This window comes from Plastoroseomonas arctica, from assembly GCF_018128965.1.
Lineage (GTDB): Bacteria > Pseudomonadota > Alphaproteobacteria > Acetobacterales > Acetobacteraceae > Plastoroseomonas > Plastoroseomonas arctica.
This window is the reverse complement of record NZ_JAAEDH010000018.1, coordinates 64,334-87,764: the sequence shown is the minus strand read 5'-3', so window position 1 is coordinate 87,764 and position 23,431 is coordinate 64,334. Positions and strand designations below refer to the sequence as shown.

Genomic DNA, 23,431 nt, shown 5'->3' with positions numbered 1-23,431 from the left:
CTCTCGCAAACGCTCGCGGACTTGGCCGGGCAGACCCGTCCCGCTGACGCAGTCATCATCTGCCCCGCCCACCCCGACGATTTCGATGAGCGTGCCGCTGCCTCGATCGGCCTGCCCATCACCGCCATCCGCAGCCGCCCCGGCTCCTGCGCGCAACGCAACGCCATCCTCGACCGCTCATCGGAATTCAATCTGGTCGTGTTCTTCGATGATGACTTCCTGCCGGCGAACACCTTCCTCGCCGAATGTGAGCGCCTGTTCGCCGAGGCGCCCGACATCGTGGTCGCGACCGGCAGGGTCCTGGTCGATGGCATCCACGGCCCTGGCCTCAGTGTTGCCGAGGGGCGCGCCATTCTCGAGCGTGACGATGGCAGCGATGCCGAGGCGCCGCCGACCGCAATCTACAATGCCTATGGCTGCAACATGGCGTTCCGCATGGCCGCGATCGACGCGAACGCGACGCGGTTCGACGAGGCCATGCCGCTCTACGCATGGCAGGAGGATGTCGATTTCTGCCGCCGGCTGGCCCCGCTCGGGCGAATCGTCCGCAGCCCCGCGCTGCGGGGGGTGCATCTCGGCTCCAAGCGCGGCCGCTCCTCCGGGATCCGCTTCGGCTATTCCCAGATCGCCAACCCGCTCTACCTGGTGCGGAAGGGCAGCGTGCACCGCAGCTGGGCGCTGCGCCTGATGCTGCGCAACCTCGCCGCCAACATGGCGGGCAGCCTGAGGCCGCCCGCCCTGGTCGATCGCCGCGGGCGCCTGCGCGGCAACCTCATCGCCTTCCGTGACCTGCTGCGGCGGCGCATGGCACCAGACCGCATCCTGGAGCTGTAGGCCGCGCCGAGCCGAAAGGTTTTTCGCGCCGAGGGGCCCTGACCCGATGTTGCGGGACGCCGATCTGCTCTAGACACCGCCGATGGACGTCCTTCCTTCCGACACCGCCGAAATCGCCCGTGAAGCCGCCCGCCGCCGCAGCTTCGCGATCATCGCCCACCCCGACGCCGGCAAGACGACGCTGACGGAGAAGCTGCTGCTGCGCGGTGGCGCGATCCAGCTCGCGGGTGCGGTGCGCGCGAAAGGCAATGCACGACGCACGCGATCGGACTGGATGAAGATCGAGCAGGATCGCGGCATCTCCGTCGCGACCTCTGTGATGACCTTCGAGCGCGACGACATCGTCTTCAACCTGCTCGACACGCCAGGCCACGAGGATTTCTCCGAGGACACCTACCGCACGCTGACCGCCGTCGACGCAGCCGTGATGGTGCTCGACGCCGCCAAGGGCATCGAGGCCCAGACCCGCAAGCTGTTCGAGGTCTGCCGCCTGCGCGACATCCCCATCGTCACCTTCATCAACAAGATGGACCGCGAAGCCCGCGAGCCCTTCGACTTGATGGACGAGATCGAGAAGACCCTGGCCCTCGATGTCGCCCCGATCGCCTGGCCGGTCGGCCGGGCAACCGAGTTCGCCGGCACCTATGACCTCTACGAACGCCGCTTCCGCCCGGTGGACGCGACCGATGCCGACGCCGTCACCCTCACCGGCCCCGACGACCCGCGCCTTGCGCAGATGGTCGGCGCCGAGCGCGCGAAGCTGCTGCACGACGAAGCCGAACTCGCACTCGCCGGCTTCCCCGAATTCAACCTCGACCGCTTCCGCGAGGGCACACTCACGCCGGTGTTCTTCGGCTCCGCACTGCGCGATTTCGGCGTCGGCCACCTGCTCGACGGCCTCGCCCGCTATGCGCCCCCACCCCGCGCGCGGGCCTCGGACAGCCGCATGGTGGAACCCGGTGAGGCCGCGCTTACCGGCTTCGTCTTCAAGGTCCAGGCCAACATGGACCCGAACCATCGCGACCGCGTCGCCTTCGTGCGCCTGTGTTCCGGCAAGCTCACCAAGGGCATGCGCCTCAGGCAGGTGCGCACCGGCAAGCAGGTGCCGGTCAACGCGCCGCTGTTCTTCTTCGCCAAGGACCGCCAGGTGGCGGAAGAAGCCTGGCCCGGCGACGTGGTGGGTGTGGCCAACCACGGCACGCTGCGCATCGGCGACACGCTGACGGAGGGCGAGCAGCTCAACTTCCGCGGCGTCCCCAGCTTTGCCCCCGAGATCCTGCGCTCGGTGCGCCTTGAGGACCCGATGCTCGCGAAGAAGCTCAAGACCGCGCTCTCGCAGCTCGCCGAGGAAGGCGTGGTGCAGCTCTTCCGTCCCTTCGACGGCTCGCCACCCATCGTTGGCGTGGTCGGCCAGCTCCAGCTCGACGTCCTGCAATCCCGCCTGCGCGTCGAATACGGCGTCCCCGCCGGCTTCGATGCCAGCCAGTGGCAGATCATGCGCTGGATCACCGGCGACGACCGCGCCGCCATCGACCGCTTCCTCGACCTCAACCGCCGCGACACCGCCGAGGATCATGACGGCGAGGTCGTCGCGCTGTTCGGCTCCGACTGGCGCCGCAAGCGCGCCGAGGAGGAATTCCCCATGCTCAAATTCCACGCCGTGCGCGAGCAGCACGGGCTCGAGCAGATGAAGCGCTGAGCGCGCATGGGCATCGCCCGCATCCTCGCCGAGCGCCTGGCCGCGAACCCGGAGCCCAGCCAGGATGAGCTGAACGCGATGCTCCGTCTGCTCGCGAAATGGCGGCACGGGCTGATCGCCAACACGCTGCGTCAGCGCGACGGCGACACGGTGCAGACCGGCCCCTTCGCCGGCATGCGCTACCCAGTGCGCAGCGCCGAAGGCTGCGAGGTACCGCGCCTGCTCGGCTGCTACGAGCAGGAACTGGCGCCGGTGATCGAATCCCTGATCGCCCGTGGCTTCGCACATGTCCTGAACATCGGCTGCGCCGAGGGCTACTACGCCGTGGGGATGGCTCGGCGCATGTCCGGCGCCATGGTGCACGCCTACGACTCGAACGAGGCGGCCCGGAACGCCTGCCGTGCCCTCGCCGAGATCAATGCCGTCAGTGCGCGCGTCAGCATCGGCGGCCTGTTCGAGGGCCGTGATTTCGCGGCCTTCCCGCCAGGCGACACGCTGGTGCTTCTCGACATCGAGGGTAGCGAGGACGCCTTGCTGGACATCGCGCTCTACCCCGCCTTGGCCGGGCTCACCATTCTCGTCGAGTGCCACGACGTGATGCTGCCTGGCCTCTCGGCACGCCTGGCTGGCCGCTTCGCCGCGAGCCATGCCGTGACCCGCATCGAGCACGCCATCGGAGCGGTCGCGTTGCCGCCCTGGCTCGCGCAGATGGGCCATCTCGACCGGTTGCTGGCGGTCTGGGAATGGCGCAGCGGCCCGACTCCGTGGCTGCTGCTGGAGCCGCACGTCTGAGCGCCATGGCTCGCGATCATCACGTATGCGCGTTCGCTTCAACCGTTGTAACGGCGAGGCGTTCGGTGGCTGTTCCACAACTTGAGGGTCTCCACCGATGTCCTACAAATCCACCTCGTCTGGGGAGGTTCTCGCGGCTGATGACGTCGATGACGCCATCCCCGTTCCCGGCATCTCCTGGGGCGCCGTTCTCGCCGGCGGCGTTGTCGCCGCGGCGATCGCCGCCTCGCTCAACATCCTCGGCGCCGGCTTCGGCGCGATGAGCGTCGACGCTGTCGCGCGCGAGACGCCGGCGGCGTCGAGCCTCGGCATCAGCGCGGCCGTCTGGCTCGTGGTCGCGAATACGCTTGCCCTCGCAGTCGGCGGCTACACCGCCGCACGTCTGTCCGGCACGACAAGCGATACCGACGGCGTTCTGCATGGCCTGGCGGTCTGGGCGGTGGCGTTCCTGGTCTCGGCGGTGCTGCTCGGCAACGCGGTCGCCGGCGCGGCCTCGTCCGCCGCCTCCGGTGCGGCCCAGGCGCTCGGTGGAGCGACCTCCGCAGTGACGGGCGCGGTCAGCCGTGCGGCGCCTGAGGTTTCGCCCAACGCTCTGGTCGAGCGGGCGCAGCAGACCCTGCGCGGCGCCGGTGGCCCCCCCCAGGCGATGACGACCGAGCAGCGCTCCGCCGAAATCGCCACGATCCTCGGGCGTCGCGTTTCCAACGGCAACTTCGAGGGCCAGGATCGCGCGCGTCTTAATGAGCTGGTGGCCGCCGAGGCCGGAATTCCGCCCGAGGAAGCCACCCGTCGCGTCGATGCGGCGGAAGCCGAGGCACGCCGCGCTCTTGCCGAAGCCGAGCGCGTCGCGCGCGAAGCAGCCAATGCGGCCGCGAAGGCAACGACGATCGGTGCCTTCGCCGCCTTCGGAGCGCTGCTGATCGGTGCCCTGGCCGCCATCCTCGGTGCGCGCCGCGGCACGCGTTCGCGGATCTATCGGCGCCGCGTCCTTGCGACATCCGGCGCGCTCTGAACCAAGACCGGCCGCGCCTCGACCAGAGGCGCGGCCATGACCAGCATCACCCGGCGATCAGCCGATCGCCGGGTTCTCTTTGCGTATCAGGCGCCGGCTGCGTCGATCCAGCCGACATTCCCGTCCGGCCGACGATAGACGACGTTCAACGCGCCGCTGCCCTTGTTGCGGAACATCAGCACCGGCGCATGCGCGAGATCCATGCGCATGACCGCCTCGCCAACGCTCAGCCGCTCGATATGGGCCGGGTTCTCGGCGACGATCACACCCCCATGATCCGCACCGTTGGCGGCGGGCTCCTCCTCCCCCTCCTCGGCCGCGAGGATGTACTGGGTGGCCGGCAACGGTGCCTCCTCGGGCGTCGCCTCGCGTCCGGGCGCCATGCTGCGGTGATGTTCGTTCACGCGACGGCGGTACCGCCGCAGGCGCTTGGCCAGGTGCTCGGCGGCGACGTCGAAGGCGCGATGCGCATCCACACCCTCCCCCTCCCCGCGCATCAGCAGGCCACGGCCGGCCTTGAGGTTGATGTCGCAGACGAAGAAGGCGCGGGATTTGGAGAAGGTCACGTGCGCGTCGTGCGCATGGTCGAAATACTTGTGCGAGATGATGGCAAGGTGTTCGCGGACATGGGTCTGCAGCGCTTCGCCGGTCTCAACCTGTTTTCCGGCAACGGTGATGTGCATGGAGGTCAGCCTTCCTTCCCGGTGTGGAGGAGGTTCGCCCCGGTTGGGTGTCAGGCCGGGACGGCCTTCTCCCGTTTGCGCTGCACGGAGGATGGGATGCGCAGCGCCTCGCGGTATTTGGCCACCGTCCGGCGTGCGATGTCCACGCCTTCCTTTCGCAAGGATGCAACAATAGCGTCATCCGAGAGGACGTCTTCCAGCCCCTCCGCCTCGACCATCGCCTTGATGCGGTGGCGCACGGCCTCCGCGGAGTGGCTTTCGCCGCCATGGGTCCCGGCGATGGCGGTGGTGAAGAAATACTTCAGCTCGAAGGTGCCGCGCGGCGTCGCGATGGATTTGTTCGCGGTGACGCGGGAGACGGTGCTCTCGTGCATGGCCACTTCTTCCGCGACGTCGCGCAGGATCAGCGGGCGCAGGTGCCCGACGCCGTGGAGAAAGAACTGCTCCTGCCGGCGCACGATCTCGGCGGCGACCTTGATGATGGTGTTGGCGCGCTGTTCAAGCGATTTGACCAGCCAGCTTGCGGTCTGGAAGCGTTCGGCGAGGTAGGCTTTTTCCTCGCGGTTGCGGGCGCCAACCAGGGCGCGGGCGTGAAAGCCGCGGTTGACCAGCACGCGCGGCAGGGTTTCGGGGTTCAGTTCCAGCAGCCAGCCGCCATCCGGCGCACGGCGCATCAGCACGTCCGGGATCAGCGCCGGCGGCGGCGTCGCGCCGAAATCGGCGCCCGGCTTTGGGTCGAGGCGGCGGATCTCCGCAACCATCTCGGCAAGGTCCGCGACATCGACGCCGCAGATCTCCTGCAGTAGCCGCAGCTCGCGCCGCGCGAGCAGGGGCAGGTTCGCTAGCAGTGCGGCCATCGCCGGGTCGAAGCGATTGCGCTCGCGCAGCTGCACCTCGAGGCATTCGGCGAGGTCACGGCAGAACATGCCGGTCGGATCGAAACGCTGCATCCGGGCGCGGACGGCGGTGACCCGCGGCGCCTCGCAACCCAGGCGCAGCGCCAGCTCCTCGTCGGCCATCGCGCAGCGGCCGGCCGGGTCAACCAGCGCCTGGAATGCGGCCGCGATCAGCCGGTCGGTCGGGTCGGCGAAGCTGAGGCGCACCTGTTCCGCGATATGTTCGCGCAGCGACTTGCCCGGCGCCGCCATGGCGTCGAGCCCATCCAGCCCATCCTCGAAATCGGGCCGGCCGCCGCGGCCCATCGGGGCCTCGCCGGTGTCGTAGACGTTGGACCAATCGGCATCGAGGGGGGCGGATTGCTCGTTCGGCAGCACGTCCGACGCGGCCGCCTGGAGGCTGTCCGGCGCGGCGGGCGCGGGGGGCAGCGGATCGTCGCGGCGACCGGCATCGACGCCCGGCGTCTCGCGCTCATCGCGCTCCAGCAGCGGGTTGCGCTCCAGCTCCTCCTCGACGAAGGCGGTCACCTCGACGTTGGAGCTCTGCAAAAGCTTGATCGCCTGCCGCAGCTGCGGCGTCATCACCAGCGATTGCGACTGCCTGAGGTCGAGGCGCGGCGCGAGCGACATCAGACAGTTCGCGTCCGATTCATAGGCTGAAGCGTTCCCCGAGATAGACGCGGCGGACGCCCTCATGCGCGACGATATCGCGCGGCGTGCCCTCCATCATCACCTGGCCTTCATGAAGGATATACGCACGGTCGATGATCTCGAGCGTCTCGCGCACATTGTGGTCGGTGATCAGCACGCCGATGCCGCGATCCTTCAGGTGCTTCACCAGGTCTCGGATCTCGCCGACCGCGATGGGGTCGATGCCGGCGAGTGGTTCATCGAGCAGCACGTAGTTCGGGTGTGTCGCCAAGGCGCGGGCAATTTCACAACGGCGCCGCTCGCCGCCGGACAGGGCCAGGGCCGGCGCGCGGCGCAGATGCGAGATGCCGAATTCGGCCAAAAGACTGTCGAGCATCTGCTCGCGCCGGTCGCGGATGGGTTCGACCACTTCCAGGGCGGCGCGGATGTTGTCCTCGACATTGAGGCCGCGGAAGATCGACGCCTCCTGCGGCAGGTAGCCGAGGCCCAAGCGCGCGCGGCGGTACATCGGCAGGTGGGTAACGTCGTGGCCATCCATCGTCACCGTGCCCTCGTCGGGCTGCACCAGGCCGGTGATCATGTAGAAGGTCGTCGTCTTGCCCGCACCGTTGGGTCCGAGCAGCCCGACCGCCTCGCCGCGCTTGAGCGAGATGGAGACGTTGCGCGCAACGGGCCGCTTGCGATAGCGCTTGCCCAGGCCGGTCGCGACCAGACCGGGTCCGGCATCCTTGCCGGCGATGACGCGGAGATCAAGGTCGTTCATGGGCGACGCTCCGGTGGTCTTGCCTGGTTGGCCGGCGGCCGCGCGCCGCCGGGCGGGGGCGTCCCTCCGGGAGGCGTCGCCGCATCCTCGGTCTGCGGCACGATCAGCCCCTGCACCCGTGCACCGGGTGTGGAGACGAGCCGCGCCACGCCGGTTGCGAGATTCACAATCGCCTCATTGCCGTTCAACTGGTTCTCGCCTCGCGTGATCCGGACGTTCCCAAGTACGCGCGCGAGGCTGGTCACCGGGCTGTAGACCGCCCGATCGCCGCGCACGACTTCGACCATCGTGCGGACCTCGACATTGCCATAGGCCTCGACGCGCTCGATGCGTCCGGTCTGCGGCTGGCCGGGCGTGCCCGGGGTTGGCGGCGTCGGGGTCGGGCGCGGCGGCGCGCCGGCGGCCCCTTCCTCGAGGAAGAACGCAACCAGGGTGTCGCCACGGATGCGGCGGTTCTCCGGCGCGTCGACCACCGCGCCGCCGCGCGCCACGGCCATGCGCCGCTGCGGCCAGTATTCGAGGGTGTCGCGCGCCGTGACGCGATTGTCGGTCGCGGTCAGCCACAGGTCGCGCCCGGTCAGCACCATGACGGCCTGGTCGATGTCATAGACGGCGCGATCACCGTTCGCCCGGTCGGTCGCGGTGTGGATGCGGACATTGCCTTCCGCCTCGAAGCGCCAGATCTCCGAGGCACCCGAGGTCGGGTCGCCGGTGCGCGCGGCCGGCGCGGCGGCGGCGGGTGCGGCACCCGCGGGTGCCGCACGCGGGCGGTAGCGGGCGATCAGGCGGTCGGCCTCGATGGTGACGCCGTCGCGCACCGCGCGCGCATTGCCCCGCGCGATCACCAGCTGCTCCTGCTGGCGCCACTCGATGCCGTCCTCGGCGGTGACGTCCACCGGGCCGCCGCGGGTCATGTCGAGGCCCTGCGCCTGCGCCAGACCCGGCAGCAGCAGCGCCAGAAGGGCGAAATGCCTCATGGGGCGCTCTCCAGGACGGTGTGGGCACGGCCGGTGAAGATCACCACCTGGCCGCGGTCGATGATGCGGAACCCGTCGCTGGTCAGGGTGCCGAAGGGGCCCTGGGCCGCAACCGGCGCATCGCCCTCGGCATAGCCGGCGTTCATCCGGATCATCGCCTGCTCGGTGCGCATGCGGGTGCCGTTGTCGTGCCACAGCGTGACATCACCGGCGAGATCGAGCCGGTTCGCGCCGCGGTCGAAGCGGCCATTCTGCGATTCGAGAATGACCCAGGCGCCCTCGCTCAGGAACTGGTCGGCGCGCGGGTTCACCAGGTGGAGCACGTTCTGCGACGCGCCGGCCTGGGTCGCGGTGTCGGCGGTGACGTTGTAGGGCCGGCCCTGCTCGTCGAGGCCGCGGTAGCGCGGCTGCGCCACCCGCATCGATTCCGGGGCGACCTGGGCGGCGAGGCTGATCTGCACGCGCACCCGCTCCTCGGTCCTGTTGAGCTCCGGCCACAGCACGATGGCGGCCAGCAGCAGGCACGCGGCGACGGGCAGCGCGCGGCGGATGATGGCGAGCATGATGCGGCGCCGGGTCATCTCGCCCGTGGTGGGTGTGCGCCGCGCCCGCGAGGGCTCGATCATGCGGCGGGAGACGAGCACGGGCGCCGGCGGGATGGGCGCGGTGGGGTCGGGTGAGGTGGTCACGCGACACCCGCGCGGAGCAGGTCGTGAATATGCAGGATGCCGACCGGCGCACCGGCCGCATCGACGACGAACAGCACGGTGATCGAGCGCTCATTCATCAGGCGCAGCGCTTCGGCCGCAAGCGTCTCGGGGGCCACGGCGCGCGGTGCGCGGGTCATGACCTCGCCCGCGGTGCGGCCGAGCAACGGCGCCTCGGCGTCCAGCGCACGGCGGAGATCGCCATCGGTGACGATGCCGGCCAGCCGGCCTTCCGAATCGGTGATCCCGAGGCAGCCGAAGCGCTTCTCGGTCATGGCAATGATGGCGCGGTCCATTGGCATGGTCTTCGGCGCGAGCGGCACATCCGACCCGGCATGCATCAGGTCGCGCACACGCGTCAGGCGCGCGCCGAGCTTGCCGCCGGGATGGAAGACGCGGAAGTCGCTTTCAGAGAACCCGTGCCGGGTGAGCAGCGCCACCGCGATCGCATCGCCGAGTGCGAGCTGCATCGTCGTGCTGGTGGTCGGCGCCAGGCCCATCGGGCAGGCCTCGGCAACGCTGGGCAAGACCAGCGCGACATCGGCAGCGCGCGCGAGGGTAGAGCCGGCGCGGCCGGTGATTGCGACCAGCGGCAGGGCAAAGCGCCGCGAGTGCGAGATGATGTCGGAGAGCTCCGGCGTCTCGCCGGAATTGGACAGGGCCAGCACCGCATCGCCGCGCACGATCATGCCCAGGTCGCCATGGCTCGCCTCGGCGGGGTGGACGAACAGGGCGGGCGTGCCGGTGGAGGCCATCGTCGCCGCAATCTTGCGCGCCACATGGCCGGATTTCCCCATGCCGGAGACGATGACCCGCCCGGTCACGGCCGCGAGCATCTCGACAGCGCGGACGATCCCTTCGTCGAGCGAGGCGGAGAGCGCATGCAGGGCCTCCGCCTCGGTATCGAGGACGCGGCGGGCGGCGAGCAGGTCCGGGTGCGCATTCACGTGATCTGTATGGGACCGCGGGCGCAGTGGGTCAATCACGGACAAAAATCGTGCCAGACCCTTGACAATGGACGAACGACACGCCGCGAAAGCTGCTTCCCGTGTAAAAATCTATTCGCCAGAGTAATCGCTGATTCCGCCTGGGCCGGACGCCTTGTCGGCGCACAGCGGCTGAAGTCAAGCCAGACTAGTCAGCCGTGCAGCTTTATCAATGATGAAATATGTCGGGATCTTCATATCCCAATAGATCGAGCTCGCCCCGCGCAGGCAGAAAATCGAAGCATGCCTGCGCCAAGGACAGTCGGTCTTCTCGGATCAGCAGGGTCTCCAACTTCGCCCATAAAGCGTGCAGATGGAGCACATCTGAGGCGGCGTACGTCAGCTGCTCTGCCGAGAGCTCGGCAGCACCCCAATCCGACGTCTGCTGCTGCTTGGAAATCTCGACGCCAAGCAGCTCCTTGCAGAGATCCTTCAGCCCATGCCGGTCGGTGAAGGTGCGCACCAGCTTCGCCGCGACCTTGGTGCAGCGCACCGGCGCGCAGATCACACCGAGCGACTGCCGCAGCACCGCGACGTCGAAGCGGGCGAAATGGAACAGCTTGATGGTGGCGGCGTCGGCCAGCAGGCGCTTCAGGTTGGGACAGTCCGCGCCACGGCCGCCCAGCGATTCGGGGATGATCTGGACGCAATGGGCGTGTCCGTCACCGGCGGAAAGCTGCACCAGACATAACCGGTCCCGGTGCGGCAGCAGGCCCATGGTCTCGGTGTCGATCGCGACGACCGGCCCGAAACCGATGCCCTCAGGCAAGTCGTGCCGGTGCAAGCGGATGGACGCGCCGTTGCTCTGGAACAGAGTGCTGCCCAAGGGGGGAATCGCCTATGGTGGTGCCCAGGAAAGGACTCGAACCTTCACGACCTTGCGGTCACTGGCACCTGAAGCCAGCGCGTCTACCAATTCCACCACCTGGGCACAGGTCCGGGAGGCGCGGTTTCTACGGGTGGCCTGCGGCCGCGTCAAGCTTGGCGCCGGCGGTTTCATCCCCTTATGGTCGGCACTTCTCGAAATACGGGGGCATTCCATGCGGCACGTGGCTGTGGTGTTCGGCGGCGCAGGCTTCATTGGCCGCCAGGTGGTGCAGCGGCTCGCCCGCGCCGGCTTCATCGTGCGGGTCGCCGGTCGCAGTGCGGACGGTGCGAACCGCCTGCAGACCCAGGGCGGCCTCGGCCAACTCGTACAGGTGCGCGCCTCGATCACCGATGAGGCCGGCGTCACCCGAGCGGTCGCCGACGCCGAGGTGGTGGTGAACCTCGTGGGCATCCTGTTCGAGCGACGGCAGGGCGACTTCCATCGTCTGCAGGCGGAGGGCGCCGGGCGAATCGCCCGCCTCGCCGCCGCCGCGGGGGTGGCAAAGATGGTGCATCTGAGCGCCATCGGCGCGGATGCGGCGAGCCCGAGCCTCTATGCCAGGAGCAAGGCAGAGGGCGAGGTCCTGGTGCGCGCTGGCTTCCCGGGCGCCACGATCCTCCGCCCGTCCATCGTGTTCGGGCCCGAGGATGGCTTCTTCAACCGCTTCGCCGCCATGGCGGCCAGCCTTCCTTTCATCATGCCGGTCGTGGCCGGCGCGACCCGGTTCCAGCCGGTCTATGTGGGGGATGTCGCGGATGCCGTGCTGGCAGCCATCGGCCGATCCGAAGCCCAGGGCGTGACCTATGAGCTCGGCGGGCCGCGGGTCATGACGATGCGCGAGGTGCTGGCCTACATTCTTGCCGTCACCGGGAGACGGCGAAAGCTCGTCGACGCGCCGATGGGGCTGATGGAGTTCCAGGCGGGGATCCTGCAGCACCTCCCCAACCCGCCGATAACGCGAGACCAGTTGCTGCTGCTGCGGCACGACAATGTGGCGAGCGAGGGCGCACCGGGGTTGGCGGCGCTCGGGATCGAGGCGAAGGCGGTCGAGGCGATCGTGTCTGGCTACCTGGCGCGGTATCGGGTCGGAGGCGCGAAGCGTCCGGGTTACGCATGAGCCGATCCGGACCTATTTCCATGCCTGGTAAGGCGAAGCTTTCCTTCTAGCGCCTGCGTCTGCGCTAAACATGTCAGCCATGCTGTCCTGAAGGAGAAAAAGGACTCGCCAAGCGGGTCGGGCGTGTCGTATCTGACGCTCGAGGCATTGCGCTGCGGTCTACCTCCTCCGGCATGCTTCCTGCACGTCCGACACCCGACCTCGGGAAAGCCATCAAGGAACCGACCATGGCCGAGCGCATGCTGCAATTTGTGCGACTGGAGCAGCGGCAGCCGGAAAAGCGCGATGCCACCACGCGCGCCGCCGACTGGAACGAGGTCTACACCGAGTTCAAGGCCACCGATGCCGCCGACCAGGCCAGCCGCTGCAGCCAGTGTGGCATCCCGTTCTGCTCGGTGCATTGCCCGCTGCAGAACAACATCCCCGACTGGCTGAAGCTCACCGCAGAAGGTCGGCTGGAGGAGGCCTATGAGGTCGCCTCCGCCACCAACACCTTCCCCGAAATCTGCGGCCGCATCTGCCCGCAGGATCGTCTGTGCGAGGGCAACTGCGTCATCGAGAAGGGGTTCGAGAGCGTCACCATCGGCGCGGTAGAAAAATACATCACCGACACCGCCTGGGAGATGGGCTGGGTCAAGCCGCCGACGCCTTTGCGTGAACGTGAGCAATCCGTCGGGATCATCGGCGCGGGCCCGGCCGGGCTCGCGGCGGCGGAACGCCTGCGCCTGCAGGGCTACCAGGTCACCGTCTATGATCGCTACGACCGCGTGGGCGGGCTGATGATCTACGGCATTCCCTCCTTCAAGCTGGAGAAAGACGTCGTGCTGCGCCGCCATGCGCAGTTCGAGGCCGGAGGGATCCAGTTCCGGCTGAACTGCGCCATCGGGCAGGACATCACGCTGACCGAGCTGCGCGCGCGTCACGAGGCGCTGCTGATCGCCACCGGCGTCTACAAGGCGCGCGACATCGACGTGCCGGGCGCGCATCTGAGCGGGGTGGTCGCGGCCCTCGACTTTCTCACCACCTCGAACCGACAGGGACTCGGTGATGCGGTGCCCGAGTTCGAAAGCGGGGCGCTCAACGCCGCCGGGCGCGATGTCGTCGTCATCGGCGGCGGCGACACGGCGATGGACTGCGTCCGCACCGCCGTGCGCCAGGGCGCGAAATCCGTCACCTGCCTCTATCGGCGCGACAAGGCGAATATGCCCGGCTCGATGCGCGAGGTGAAGAATGCCGAGGAGGAGGGCGTGCGCTTCGAATGGCTCGCCGCCCCCGAGGCCTTCCTCGGCGATGGTCAGGTGAGCGGCGTGCGCGCCGTGCGCATGCATCTGGGCCTGCCCGACGCGACCGGGCGCCAGCAGGTGGAGCCGATCAGCAGCTCCGGATTCACCATCAAGGCGGACCTGGTCATCAAGGCGCTGGGCTTCGACCCCGAGGATCTGCCGGCGATGTTCGGCGAACCCACGCTCGGCGTGTCGCGTTGGGGCACGCTCAGGATCGACCATCGCACCATGATGACCGCCCTACCCGGCGTGTTCGCCGCCGGAGACATCGTGCGCGGCGCTTCGCTCGTGGTCTGGGGTATCCGCGACGGGCGCGACGCGGCGGCCGAAATGCACAAGTTCATCGAAGCGCGGGGCGCAGGCCTCGCGATCGCGGCGGAGTGACGCAGATGGAAACCGGTTCCGAATTCGTCCGCAGCCACATCGCCGGCACCGCCGCCCTCGCGCGCGACGCCCATATCGACATGACCGAGCACGATGCCTGCGGCGTCGGCGTCGTCGCTTCGCTCGACGGCAAGCCGCGGCGCGAGGTGGTGCAGGCCGGCATCGATGCACTGAAGGCGGTCTGGCACCGCGGCGCCGTCGATGCCGATGGCAAGACCGGCGACGGTGCGGGCATCCATGTCGAGATCCCCCAGGATTTCTTCGCCGATGCGGTGCAGCGCGGCGGCGACAAGCTCAAGCCCGGCCGCATCGCCGTGGGCATGGCCTTCCTGCCCAAGACGGACCTCGGCGCGCAGGAGCGCTGCCGCCAGATCATCGAGCTGGAGATCCTCGCCGGCGGGTACCTGATCTATGGCTGGCGCCAGGTGCCGATCAACGTCGAGTGCATCGGCGAGAAGGCCAATGCGACGCGCCCCGAGATCGAGCAGATCCTGATCTGGGACCCCGAGCAGCGCGACGGCGCGACGGTGGAACGCGACATGTTCGTGATCCGTCGCCGGATCGAGAAGCAGGCGATCGCGGCGCAGATCCCGGAGCTGTACCTGTGCTCGCTCTCGGCGCGCTCGCTCATCTACAAGGGCATGTTCCTCGCGGCCTCGCTGACGGAATTCTACCCGGACCTGCTCGACAAGCGCTTCGTCAGCCGCTTTGCGATCTACCACCAGCGCTATTCGACCAACACCTTCCCCACCTGGCGCCTGGCGCAGCCGTTCCGGATGCTCGCGCATAATGGCGAGATCAACACGGTCCACGGCAACATCAACTGGATGAAGAGCCACGAGACGCGCCTGGCGCATCCGCTGCTCGACGCCGTGATGGATGACGTGAAGCCCGTGGTGCAGGCCGGCGGCAGCGACACCGCCTCGCTCGACAATGTCTTCGAGTTGCTGGTCCGCGGCGGGCGCGACGCGCCGATGGCGAAGGCCATGCTCATTCCCGAAAGCCTCGGCAACAACGCGACCATGCCGGAGCCGCACCGCGACTTCTTCCTCTACTGCAACGCGGTGATGGAGCCCTGGGACGGTCCGGCCGCCATCGCGGCGACCGATGGCCGCTGGGTGGTGGCCGGGCTCGACCGCAACGGACTCCGACCGCTCCGCTACACCATCACCCAGGACGGGCTGCTGGTGGTGGGCTCAGAGACCGGCATGGTAAAGATCGCCGAGGACCGCGTGACCGCGAAGGGCCGCGTCGGTCCTGGGCAGTGCGTGGGTGTGGATCTCGACAGCGGCGAGTTCTTCGGCGACACCGCGCTCAAGGACCTGCTCTCCGCGCGCAAGCCCTTCGGCAGCTGGGTCAACCGCACCACGCGCATCGACGGCATCGTCAAGCGCGACGCCGATGAGCGCCCGAATTTCGGCATTGAGGAGCTGCGGCGTCGCCAGCTTGCGGTCGGCTTCACGCTCGAGGAGCTAGAGACCATCCTGCACCCGATGGTTGAGGACGGCGCCGAGGCGATCGGCTCCATGGGCGACGACACGCCCATCGCGGTGCTTTCCGCGCAATATCGCGGCCTGCACCATTTCTTCCGCCAGACCTTCGCGCAGGTGACGAACCCGCCGATCGACAGCCTGCGCGAGACGCGGGTGATGACGCTCAAGACCCGCCTGGGCAATCTCGGCAACATCCTCGACGAGGATCCGACGCAGTGCGAGATGCTGATGCTCGACAGCCCGGTGCTGAGCAATGCCGAGTTCGAAGCGATGTGCAGCTACATGGGCGAGACGGTCTGCCCGGTCGATTGCACCTTCGCCACCGATGAGGGCGAGCAGGGCCTGCGCCGCGCCATCGAGCGCATCAAGCGCGAGGCGGAAGAGGGCGTGCGCAGCGGCCGCACGCACGTCATCCTCTCCGACGAGGCGCAGGGCCCGACGCGCGCGCCGATCCCGATGATCCTGGCCGTTGGCGGCGTGCACGCGCATCTGGTGCGCACCTCGCTCCGCACTTTTACGAGTCTGAACGTGCGTGTCGCCGAATGCGTGGACACGCACACCTTCGCCGTGCTGGTCGGCGCCGGCGCGACCACAATCAACGCCTATCTGGCGCAAGAAAGCATTGCGGACCGGCATCGCCGCGGACTTTTTGGCGCCACCTCGCTCAAGGATTGCGTCGCCAAGTACAAGAAGGCGGTCGACAAGGGGCTGCTTAAGACGATGTCGAAGATCGGCATCTCCGTCATCAGCTCCTATCGGGGCGGGATGAACTTCGAGGCCATCGGTCTCTCGCGCGCGCTCGTCGCGGAGTTCTTCCCCGGCGTGCAGTCGCGCATCTCCGGTATCGGCCTGTCCGGCATCGCTCGCCGCGTCCTAGCCCTGCACAAGCGTGCCTGGGACGAAGCGGTGGTCACCCTCCCAGTCGGCGGCCTGTACAAGCGCCGCTTGTCAGGTGAGGCGCATGCCTTCGATGGTGGCCTCATCCACATGCTGCAGAAGGCGGTGGAGACCGACAGCTACCAGACCTTCCGGCGCTACTCGGATGCGGTGCGGAAGCAGCCGCCCGTGGCACTGCGCGACCTGCTCGACTTCCGCGGCGAGGGCCGCGCCCCCGTCGCGATCGAGGAAGTCGAGAGCATCACCGAAATCCGCAAGCGCCTGATCGCGCCCGGCATCTCGCTCGGCGCCCTGTCACCCGAGGCGCATGAGACGCTTTCGATCGCGATGAACCGCATCGGCGCGCGCAGCGACTCAGGCGAAGGCGGCGAGGACCCCGCCCGCGCCAAGCCGCGCGCCAATGGCGACAATGCGAACTCCGCCATCAAGCAGATCGCCTCCGGCCGCTTCGGCGTCACCGCGGAGTATCTGAACAATTGCCGCGAGATCGAGATCAAGGTCGCCCAGGGTGCCAAGCCCGGCGAGGGCGGGCAGCTGCCCGGCTTCAAGGTCACAGGCCTGATCGCCAAGCTGCGCCACTCCACCCCCGGCGTGATGCTGATCTCGCCGCCGCCTCACCATGACATCTACTCGATCGAGGACCTCGCGCAGCTCATCTACGACCTCAAGCAGATCAACCCCGAAGCCAGCGTCTGCGTGAAGCTGGTCTCCCGCTCGGGCATCGGCACCATCGCCGCCGGCGTGGCCAAGGCGATGGCGGATGCCATCCTCGTCTCCGGACATTCCGGCGGCACGGGTGCGAGCCCGCAAACCAGCATCAAGTATGCCGGCCTGCCCTGGGAGATGGGCCTGTCCGAGACCCACCAGGTGCTGCAGCTGAACCGCCTGCGCCACCGCGTGCGGCTGCGCACCGATGGCGGGCTGAAGACCGGCCGCGACGTCGTCATCGCCGCGATGCTCGGCGCCGAGGAATTCGGCATCGGCACCGCCTCCCTCGTCGCCATGGGCTGCATCATGGTCCGGCAGTGCCATTCCAACACCTGCCCCGTCGGCGTCTGCACGCAGGATGACGCGCTGCGCGAAAAATTCACTGGCACGCCGGAGAAGGTCATCAACCTCTTCTCCTTCGTGGCCGAGGAAGTGCGCGAGATCCTGGCCTCGCTGGGCTTCCGCAAACTCACCGACGTGATCGGGCGCACCGAGCTGCTGCAACAGGTCAGCCGCGGCGCCGACGACCTTGACGACCTCGACCTGAACCCCCTGCTGGTCAAGGCCGATGGCGGCCCCAACGCCGCCTATTGCACCCTGGTCGGCCGCAACGAGGTGCCCGAGACGCTGGACGCCGAGATGATCACCGATGCCCGCGCGCTGTTCGAGCACGGCGAGAAGATGCAGCTCGCCTACAACATCCGGAACACTCACCGCGCCATCGGCACCAAGGTGAGTTCCAAGATCGTGCGGCAATTCGGAATGACCGGGCTGCAGCCGGGCCACCTGACCGTACGGCTGCGCGGCAGCGCGGGCCAGTCGCTCGGCGCCTTCGGCGTGCGCGGCCTCAAGCTCGAGGTGTTCGGCGACGCCAATGACTACGTCGGCAAGGGGCTGTCCGGCGCGTCCATCATCGTCCGCCCGGCGCCCTCCTCCTCGCTGGTGTGGAACGAGAACACGATCATCGGCAACACCTGCCTATACGGCGCGACCACCGGCGAGCTCTTCGCGGCCGGCCAGGCCGGCGAGCGCTTTGCCGTGCGGAACTCCGGCGCCATCACGGTGGTCGAAGGCTGCGGTGCGAATGGCTGCGAATACATGACCGGCGGCACGGTGGTGGTGCTGGGGCCGGTGGGGGATAATTTCGGCGCGGGCTTCACCGGCGGCCAAGCCTTCATCTACGACCCGGACGACACCTTCGAACTCCGAGTCAACCCGGACACGCTGCTCTGGCAACGCCTCGGTTCGGCCTATTGGGAGGGCGTGCTGCGCGACCTTATCGGGCGGCACGTGGGCGAGACTAACAGCCGCTTCGCCGCCCGCCTGCTCAATGAATGGGAGGATGCGCGGCGCAGCTTCTGGCACATCGTGCCGAAGGACTACGCCAAGTACCTGCCGCAGCCGATGACGGAGGTCGCACTCGCCGCCGAATAGGGTGCAAGACGCGGGCCCGGCGGCCTAGTCGCCGCTGGGGCCGTTGTAGATACCAGAGGAGTCGTAGGGAAAATTCAGCTCGTGCTGGTAGTAATAGGCACGGATGCGGTCGATCCCCACGAGGTGCCGCATCTCGCCCTCGCGGAAGGCGGCGCAGTTCTCGGTGATCTTCAGGTTCGGGTGCGACTTGCCGCCGCTCGGCTTGAAATCATCCTGGCCGCCATGCTGGAACGGTGACTTGTTCTCGCCCGGTCGATTGTCGAAGAACAGCGTGTTGAGCTTGTCGACCACCGGGTTCTCGCCGCGCGGCTTGGTGCCGGTATCGATCCGGGCGTAGGCGGTGGGGGAACGCTCCCACACGCCCATCAGGTCGTAGTCGGAGACGAAGATCTCGCCACTGTCCGGGTGCACGGCGAGCCCGGCCTCGCCGGTCTTGACCGGGTTCTTGCTGCCCTTCTGGTGGGCGTGGTCCATCCGCTTGGGCACGAACACGCCCTGGAACCCAACCGACTGCTTCTTCGGGCAGCGCATGATCAGCAGCATCTTGAACCGTGCGGTGCCGGCCCGCAGCGCGGCGACGTCCCAGGGGCCTATATCGGATTTCGCCGCAAAGGCGAGATCGCCCGGGCCGATGCCGGCGTGCTGCGCATCGCGCAGCATGTTGTAGACCGCGATCTCGGCCATGCTCGCCGTCAGCGCCATCGCAAAAACCCTTCTTCCGCCGGCACGTGCTAGTAAATCATTCCGACGCGGCAATGCGTCAATCTCTTTCCGCCCTTCCGCGCCGGTGGCATAAGCCCGTGGTGCGAATCCTCTATCACCTTCCGCTCTCGCCCTACTCCCGCAAGGTGCGCCTGGCGCTGGGCGAGAAGCGCATCCCCTTCGACCTGCGCAGCGAACGCATCTGGGAACGGCGCGAGGCCTACCTCGCCATGAATCCCGCCTGCACGGTGCCGGTGCTGACCGAGGATAATGGCCTCGCGATCGCCGACAGCGCGGCCATCTGCGAATATCTCGACGAAGCCTACCCCGAGGTCACGCTGATCGGCCGGACGCTGGCCGAGCGCGCGGAGGTGCGGCGCCTCGCCTGCTGGTTCGACGGCAAGTTCTCCACCGAGGTCACCCGCCTGCTGGTCTACGAACGCCACCTCAAATCGCTCATGGGGCGCGGCAATCCGGACGCGGCGGCGATCCGCGCCGGCTACCAGAACCTCAAGCCGCACATGGAATACCTGGGCTGGCTGGCGGAAAGCCGCGCCTGGCTCGCCGGGCCGAACCTCAGCCTCGCCGACCTCGCCGCGGCGGCGCAGCTCTCGGTGCTGGACTATATCGGCGATGTCGACTGGTCGGTGAACGAGGCGGCGCGCGAATGGTATGCGCGGGTGAAGTCGCGTCCCGCCTTCCGGCCGCTGCTGACCGACCGGGTGAGCGGCCTCACCCCGCCGCCGCACTACGCCGACCTCGACTTCTGAGGCCGGCTTGAAGCGCTTCTGGGACATTGCCGAATCAGCACCGCAAGGCGATGGCCTGCACGCGGTGCTGCTCGACGGGCGCCCGATGCGCCTGCCGGGCGAGGCCGCCTTCGCGGTGCCGGGCCGCGCGCTGGCCGACGCCGTCGCCGCCGAGTGGCAGGCGGCTGGTGGCGCGCGGGATGGCGAGTTCACCGCCGAGGACATCCCGCTGACCCGGCTCGCGGCGACCGGCGTCGCGCGCATCGCCCCCGATCCCGCGCCGACCATCGCTGGCCTCGCCGGCTATGCCGAGACCGACCTGCTCTGCTACCGCGCGACCATCTCCCGGCTGGCCGAGCGGCAGACGGCCGCCTGGCAGCCGCTGCTGGATTGGGCGGAGCGGGCCTTCGGCGCACGGCTGGTGGTGACCGAGGGCGTCATGCCGGTCCCTCAGCCGGCCGCGTCGCTCAAGGCGCTGCGCCAGGCGCTGGGCGGGCTGTCGCCGCTGGCGCTTGCCGCGCTTGGCCTTGCCGTGCCCGTGCTGGGCAGCCTGGTGCTCGGGCTGGCACTCGCGCATGGGCGCCTCGATGCGGAGACCGCATTCACACTCTCTGTCCTGGACGAGCTCGACCAGGAGGCGGTCTGGGGCGCGGATGCGGAGGCGCAGGCCTCGCGCGCCCGCCGCGCCGGTGATGTCGCCCTCGCGGCGAGGCTGTTGTCGCTGCTGGACCGGGGCTGATGGCCGCGCGCCTGATCCGCATCACCGGGCGGGTCCAGGGCGTGGGGTTTCGTGAATGGATGGTCGGCAAGGCGCAGCGCCTAGGCATCGCGGGCTGGGTGCGCAACCGCCGCGACGGCAGCGTCGAGGCGCTGCTGGCGGGTGACGAGCCGTCGCTCGGGCAATTGCTGACGGCCTGCCGGGCCGGGCCGCCAGGTGCGAGCGTCTCCGCCATCGAGGAGGATTTCGCCGAGCCGCCGGATCATCCCGGTTTCCTGCGCCTGCCGACGCTCTGATCGCCGTTCCGACCCCGGCTTGGCAACCATGGACCTTGTCCGGTCGCGGGACGCGGCGCATTGATTGGGCTCAGATGGCAGGGCTCGATGAGGCCGTTATGGAAAGCTTGATCCCCCACGCGACGCTCCTCGCACAGCACCTCATCCGGCGCGGCGAGACCATCGCCGTCGCGGAGTCCTCGACCGGCGGCCTCGTCGCCGCGGCCCTGCTCGCGGTGCCCGGCGCCTCCGCCTTTATGCGCGGCGGCGGCATCATCTACACGCAGCATGCGCGAAGCGGCCTGCTCGGGATCGAGCTCGCACAGCATCCGGGCATGCGCGCTTCCACCGAGCCCTATGCGGTGCTGCTAGCGCAGACCGTGCGTATGCGGCTCGGCGCGGATTGGGGGCTGGGCGAGTCCGGCGCCACCGGGCCGACGGGCAACCGCTATGGCGATGCCGCCGGCCACAGCTGCCTCGCCATCGCCGGCGCCACGACGCACAGCACCACGATTGAGACCGGCAGCGCCGACCGCGTCGTGAACATGCGCACTTTCGCGCTGGCGCTGTTCGACCTTGCGCTCGCCGCCCTTGACCAGCCGCTCAACCGCGACGCAGGCGCGGCACGCTGACCAACCGCCCTTCCGCGCGGTGCAGCGCGAAGACCAGGGCGTAGCTGATGATCATGAGCAGGAACCAGGAGCCGAACTTCTCCGGCGCCACCGGCACCCATCCGCCTCGCTGCGCCGGGTAGAGCCAGGCGCCGGCGAAGGTGCCGAGATTCTCGGCCGCATAGATGAAGATCGCCACGAGGAAGAAGCCAAGCAGCAGCGGCATGCGCCGGTGCCGTCGCCACACCCGGAAATGCACCCAGCAACGGCCAAACAGCAGCGCGGTGATCGCGAATAGGAGCCAGCGCGCGTCCAGGGCGTAGTGATGGCTGAAGAAATTGGCGTAGATCGCGAGCGCCAGTCCCAACACCGCCCACCCCGGCGGATGGTGCGAGAAGCGGAAGTCGAACAGGCGCCATGCACGCGCGATGTAGCTGCCGACGGCGGCGTACATGAAGCCGGTGAACAGCGGGACGCCGCCGAGGCGCAGCAGGCTGGGTTCGGGATAGCTCCAGGAGCCCATGGCGGTCTTGAACACCTCCATTGCGGTGCCGACCGCATGGAAGACGAGCACGATTTTCGCCTCGCCCGGTGTTTCCAGACGAAAGGCGAGAAGACCAGCCTGGATGGCCAGGCCCGCCAGCAGCAGCGCGTCATAGCGCGCAAGCGGCGCCCCCCGCGGCCAAAACAGGTGCGTCCCGAGGATCGCCGCCAGCATCAGGGCGCCGAACAGGCAGGCCCATCCCTGCTTCACCCCGAACCGGATGAACTCATAAAGGACGAGGCGCGCCCGGCTGCCGGCGGTGAAGCGGGTCGCGAATGCCGCCTCGCGTGCCGCGAAACGGGCGATGAGCGGCCAGGGCTGGACGTTCAGCATCAGCCCCGCCCCGCCCGGTGTCGCGGGCTGTGCCTCAATCGAGCGAGGTGGCCGGCCCGCGCGGACGCGAGGTGGAGTTCCAGATCGAGCGCAGCGTGTCGCTGACCTTGTCCGGATCGGGCAGGCCGCGCAGCACGTGCGTTTCCTCGGTGCGGCCCTCGGTGCTGCGGATGACGATGTCGCCAACCCCCATCAGCCGGTGCCAGAGGTTCTGCTTCACCACCACGTCGCGGATGCGGAAGATCTCGATATCGTCGCGCACGCGGGTCCAGAAGCCCTGCTCCAGCCGGACGCGCTGGTTGCTGATGGCAACGCGCTGCCGTCCGATGAAGGGAATGCCCAGCATCAGGAAGCCCAGAATGAGCCAGAGCAGGCCGAAGGAGCGCCGGCTTTCGCGCACCTCCAGCACCATGGTTTCGGCCTGGCCCGCGCCCGGCGCGCCGGCAGGGCCGGTCCCGCCGGGGATGGGATTGCCCAGATTCGCACCGCTCATGCCGCATGCTCCACCATTGCCAGCCCGGTTTAAACCATGAGCGGCGGTTACGGAAACCCGTGCCCGGTCGGGGCGAGCCAATCCCGCAGCGCAGCGTTCACCAACTCCGGCACTTCCATCGTCGGCAGGTGGCCCGACCCAGTGAAGCGGCGGAGCGTCGCACCCGGGATAAGGGCAGCCATCTCCTCGGCGAGTTCCGGTGGCGTCAGGATGTCCTCCGCGCCCACACCCACCAGGGTCGGAACCGCGACGCGCGCGAGGTCGCCCCGGCTGTCGACGCGGGTCATGATCGCCTGCTGCTGGCGCAGGAAGGCCTCCCGCCCGATGCGTTCGGCCATGGCGCGCACCTCGTCGGCAAGCGGCGTGCCCAGCCGGTCGGGATGGATCAGGGAGGGCAGCAGCCGCGGCGTCACGCCCTTGAACTGCCCGGTCCGCGTCAGCGCCATCAACCCGCGCCGACGGCGTGTCTGCGCCTCCGTGTCGGCGCGGGCGGAGGTGTCGAGGAGAGCGAGCCGGGTGACGCGCGCCGTCGCCTGGCGCCAAACCTCGATCGCGACATAGCCACCCATGGAGAGGCCGCAGACCGCGAAATCCTGGGTACCGCGGGCGTCGAGCATGGCGATCGCGCGGGCCGCCATGCCGCCGATGCTGTCGTCCTGCGTCAGCTCGGCGATCGCGATGTCGGCCTCGTCGGCAAGGCCCGCGACCTGGTCGCGCCAGAGCCGCTCGTCGCAGAGCAGGCCGGGGAGCAGCAGCAGCGTCGGGCGCATGTCCATCACGGGTTCCTGCCCTGTCCGTCTCATTCTTGCAATTCCCGGCGGG

At 68.7% G+C, this 23,431-nt stretch carries 22 protein-coding genes and 1 tRNA gene; 11 read left to right on the top strand and 12 right to left on the bottom strand.

Translation table 11 applies throughout. The features are described from left to right. Positions 1-21 precede the first annotated feature (21 nt). The 4 genes from GXW79_RS15465 (at position 22) to GXW79_RS15450 (ending at position 4,337) form a co-directional block, all read left to right on the top strand. Positions 22-834 carry a glycosyltransferase family 2 protein gene (locus tag GXW79_RS15465; RefSeq protein WP_211875330.1) on the top strand — a complete coding sequence of 271 codons (813 nt, stop codon included), beginning with the start codon at positions 22-24 and terminating at the stop codon, positions 832-834. Between the two features lie 82 nt (positions 835-916). Continuing rightward, positions 917-2,533 (top strand): peptide chain release factor 3, encoded by a 1,617-nt coding sequence (locus tag GXW79_RS15460; protein WP_211875329.1) that lies wholly within the window; start codon positions 917-919, stop codon positions 2,531-2,533. 6 nt (positions 2,534-2,539) lie between these two features. Continuing rightward, positions 2,540-3,325, top strand: coding sequence for a methyltransferase domain-containing protein (locus tag GXW79_RS15455; protein ID WP_211875328.1), 786 nt, complete (start codon positions 2,540-2,542; stop codon positions 3,323-3,325). Positions 3,326-3,422: 97 nt separating this feature from the next. Then, positions 3,423-4,337 carry a hypothetical protein gene (locus GXW79_RS15450; protein ID WP_211875327.1) on the top strand — a complete coding sequence of 305 codons (915 nt, stop codon included), beginning with the start codon at positions 3,423-3,425 and terminating at the stop codon, positions 4,335-4,337. A gap of 86 nt (positions 4,338-4,423) precedes the next feature. Here GXW79_RS15450 and hpf read toward each other — a convergent pair whose 3' ends face one another. The 8 genes from hpf to GXW79_RS15410 form a co-directional block, all read right to left on the bottom strand. Next, positions 4,424-5,020: a ribosome hibernation-promoting factor, HPF/YfiA family gene (gene hpf, locus GXW79_RS15445; protein ID WP_211875326.1), complete on the bottom strand. Its 597-nt coding sequence runs from the start codon at positions 5,018-5,020 to the stop codon at positions 4,424-4,426. A gap of 50 nt (positions 5,021-5,070) precedes the next feature. After that, the gene (gene rpoN, locus GXW79_RS15440) at positions 5,071-6,546 is read right to left on the bottom strand and encodes an RNA polymerase factor sigma-54 (RefSeq protein WP_211875325.1); all 1,476 of its coding nucleotides are present in this window, start codon (positions 6,544-6,546) and stop codon (positions 5,071-5,073) included. Positions 6,547-6,565: 19 nt separating this feature from the next. Then, complete coding sequence (gene lptB, locus GXW79_RS15435; protein WP_211875324.1) at positions 6,566-7,330, bottom strand: LPS export ABC transporter ATP-binding protein; 765 nt, start codon at positions 7,328-7,330, stop codon at positions 6,566-6,568. Next, positions 7,327-8,307, bottom strand: a complete 981-nt coding sequence (locus GXW79_RS15430) for an LptA/OstA family protein (RefSeq protein ID WP_211875323.1) — start codon at positions 8,305-8,307, stop codon at positions 7,327-7,329. Before GXW79_RS15430 ends, lptB begins: the two co-directional genes overlap by 4 nt. Next, a complete protein-coding gene (gene lptC, locus GXW79_RS15425) occupies positions 8,304-8,996 on the bottom strand; it encodes an LPS export ABC transporter periplasmic protein LptC (protein WP_367614927.1) in 693 nt (230 codons plus the stop codon). The genes GXW79_RS15430 and lptC overlap by 4 nt, the downstream gene beginning before the upstream one ends. Continuing rightward, a complete protein-coding gene (locus GXW79_RS15420) occupies positions 8,993-9,961 on the bottom strand; it encodes a KpsF/GutQ family sugar-phosphate isomerase (protein ID WP_211875322.1) in 969 nt (322 codons plus the stop codon). The genes lptC and GXW79_RS15420 overlap by 4 nt, the downstream gene beginning before the upstream one ends. Before the next feature lie 208 nt (positions 9,962-10,169). Continuing rightward, the gene (locus GXW79_RS15415; RefSeq protein ID WP_211875321.1) at positions 10,170-10,826 is read right to left on the bottom strand and encodes a ribonuclease D; all 657 of its coding nucleotides are present in this window, start codon (positions 10,824-10,826) and stop codon (positions 10,170-10,172) included. An 18-nt stretch (positions 10,827-10,844) separates the two neighbouring features. Then, positions 10,845-10,931: transfer RNA gene (locus GXW79_RS15410), tRNA-Leu, on the bottom strand. Between the two features lie 109 nt (positions 10,932-11,040). Between GXW79_RS15410 and GXW79_RS15405 the strand changes: the two genes are divergently transcribed. The 3 genes from GXW79_RS15405 (at position 11,041) to gltB (ending at position 18,184) form a co-directional block, all read left to right on the top strand. Then, positions 11,041-11,985, top strand: a complete 945-nt coding sequence (locus tag GXW79_RS15405; RefSeq protein WP_211875320.1) for a complex I NDUFA9 subunit family protein — start codon at positions 11,041-11,043, stop codon at positions 11,983-11,985. Positions 11,986-12,212: 227 nt separating this feature from the next. Beyond that, positions 12,213-13,652, top strand: a complete 1,440-nt coding sequence (locus tag GXW79_RS15400) for an NAD(P)-dependent oxidoreductase (protein ID WP_211875319.1) — start codon at positions 12,213-12,215, stop codon at positions 13,650-13,652. A 5-nt stretch (positions 13,653-13,657) separates the two neighbouring features. Then, complete coding sequence (gene gltB / locus GXW79_RS15395; protein ID WP_211875318.1) at positions 13,658-18,184, top strand: glutamate synthase large subunit; 4,527 nt, start codon at positions 13,658-13,660, stop codon at positions 18,182-18,184. 24 nt (positions 18,185-18,208) lie between these two features. Here gltB and GXW79_RS15390 read toward each other — a convergent pair whose 3' ends face one another. Continuing rightward, positions 18,209-18,886: a hypothetical protein gene (locus GXW79_RS15390; protein WP_211875317.1), complete on the bottom strand. Its 678-nt coding sequence runs from the start codon at positions 18,884-18,886 to the stop codon at positions 18,209-18,211. A 101-nt stretch (positions 18,887-18,987) separates the two neighbouring features. Between GXW79_RS15390 and fzlA the strand changes: the two genes are divergently transcribed. From fzlA to GXW79_RS15370, 4 genes are all read left to right on the top strand, one after another. After that, positions 18,988-19,656, top strand: coding sequence for an FtsZ-binding protein FzlA (gene fzlA / locus GXW79_RS15385; RefSeq protein ID WP_367614926.1), 669 nt, complete (start codon positions 18,988-18,990; stop codon positions 19,654-19,656). A gap of 7 nt (positions 19,657-19,663) precedes the next feature. Next, entirely contained in the window at positions 19,664-20,374 is a 711-nt protein-coding gene (locus GXW79_RS15380) for an ATP12 family chaperone protein (RefSeq protein ID WP_211875315.1), read from the top strand. Further along, entirely contained in the window at positions 20,374-20,649 is a 276-nt protein-coding gene (locus GXW79_RS15375) for an acylphosphatase (RefSeq protein ID WP_211875314.1), read from the top strand. The genes GXW79_RS15380 and GXW79_RS15375 overlap by 1 nt, the downstream gene beginning before the upstream one ends. A gap of 98 nt (positions 20,650-20,747) precedes the next feature. Next, positions 20,748-21,260 (top strand): CinA family protein, encoded by a 513-nt coding sequence (locus tag GXW79_RS15370; RefSeq protein WP_211875313.1) that lies wholly within the window; start codon positions 20,748-20,750, stop codon positions 21,258-21,260. Here the strand turns inward: GXW79_RS15370 and GXW79_RS15365 are convergent. Genes GXW79_RS15365 through GXW79_RS15355 form a run of 3 tightly spaced genes read right to left on the bottom strand, consistent with a single transcriptional unit; the run spans position 21,232 to position 23,385 of the window. After that, positions 21,232-22,116: a DUF817 domain-containing protein gene (locus GXW79_RS15365; protein ID WP_211875312.1), complete on the bottom strand. Its 885-nt coding sequence runs from the start codon at positions 22,114-22,116 to the stop codon at positions 21,232-21,234. The two genes, GXW79_RS15370 and GXW79_RS15365, sit on opposite strands and share 29 nt — an antisense overlap. Positions 22,117-22,150: 34 nt before the next feature. Next, positions 22,151-22,609, bottom strand: a complete 459-nt coding sequence (locus GXW79_RS15360) for a PH domain-containing protein (RefSeq protein WP_211875311.1) — start codon at positions 22,607-22,609, stop codon at positions 22,151-22,153. Positions 22,610-22,656: 47 nt separating this feature from the next. Beyond that, positions 22,657-23,385, bottom strand: a complete 729-nt coding sequence (locus GXW79_RS15355) for an alpha/beta fold hydrolase (protein ID WP_211875309.1) — start codon at positions 23,383-23,385, stop codon at positions 22,657-22,659. Positions 23,386-23,431 lie beyond the last annotated feature (46 nt).

Excerpts from the sequence above, each read along its gene's own strand:
- GXW79_RS15375 (WP_211875314.1), top strand. The coding sequence starts at position 20,374 with ATGGCCGCGCGCCTGATCCGCATCACCGGGCGGGTCCAGGGCGTGGGG.
- hpf (WP_211875326.1), bottom strand. The coding sequence starts at position 5,020 with ATGCACATCACCGTTGCCGGAAAACAGGTTGAGACCGGCGAAGCGCTG.
- GXW79_RS15460 (WP_211875329.1), top strand. The coding sequence starts at position 917 with ATGGACGTCCTTCCTTCCGACACCGCCGAAATCGCCCGTGAAGCCGCC.
- GXW79_RS15365 (WP_211875312.1), bottom strand. The coding sequence starts at position 22,116 with ATGCTGAACGTCCAGCCCTGGCCGCTCATCGCCCGTTTCGCGGCACGC.
- GXW79_RS15355 (WP_211875309.1), bottom strand. The coding sequence starts at position 23,385 with ATGGACATGCGCCCGACGCTGCTGCTGCTCCCCGGCCTGCTCTGCGAC.
- GXW79_RS15390 (WP_211875317.1), bottom strand. The coding sequence starts at position 18,886 with ATGGCGCTGACGGCGAGCATGGCCGAGATCGCGGTCTACAACATGCTG.
- GXW79_RS15370 (WP_211875313.1), top strand. The coding sequence starts at position 20,748 with ATGGAAAGCTTGATCCCCCACGCGACGCTCCTCGCACAGCACCTCATC.
- GXW79_RS15450 (WP_211875327.1), top strand. The coding sequence starts at position 3,423 with ATGTCCTACAAATCCACCTCGTCTGGGGAGGTTCTCGCGGCTGATGAC.
- GXW79_RS15405 (WP_211875320.1), top strand. The coding sequence starts at position 11,041 with ATGCGGCACGTGGCTGTGGTGTTCGGCGGCGCAGGCTTCATTGGCCGC.
- lptB (WP_211875324.1), bottom strand. The coding sequence starts at position 7,330 with ATGAACGACCTTGATCTCCGCGTCATCGCCGGCAAGGATGCCGGACCC.
- GXW79_RS15400 (WP_211875319.1), top strand. The coding sequence starts at position 12,213 with ATGGCCGAGCGCATGCTGCAATTTGTGCGACTGGAGCAGCGGCAGCCG.
- gltB (WP_211875318.1), top strand. The coding sequence starts at position 13,658 with ATGGAAACCGGTTCCGAATTCGTCCGCAGCCACATCGCCGGCACCGCC.
- rpoN (WP_211875325.1), bottom strand. The coding sequence starts at position 6,546 with ATGTCGCTCGCGCCGCGCCTCGACCTCAGGCAGTCGCAATCGCTGGTG.
- GXW79_RS15430 (WP_211875323.1), bottom strand. The coding sequence starts at position 8,307 with ATGAGGCATTTCGCCCTTCTGGCGCTGCTGCTGCCGGGTCTGGCGCAG.
- GXW79_RS15360 (WP_211875311.1), bottom strand. The coding sequence starts at position 22,609 with ATGAGCGGTGCGAATCTGGGCAATCCCATCCCCGGCGGGACCGGCCCT.
- GXW79_RS15455 (WP_211875328.1), top strand. The coding sequence starts at position 2,540 with ATGGGCATCGCCCGCATCCTCGCCGAGCGCCTGGCCGCGAACCCGGAG.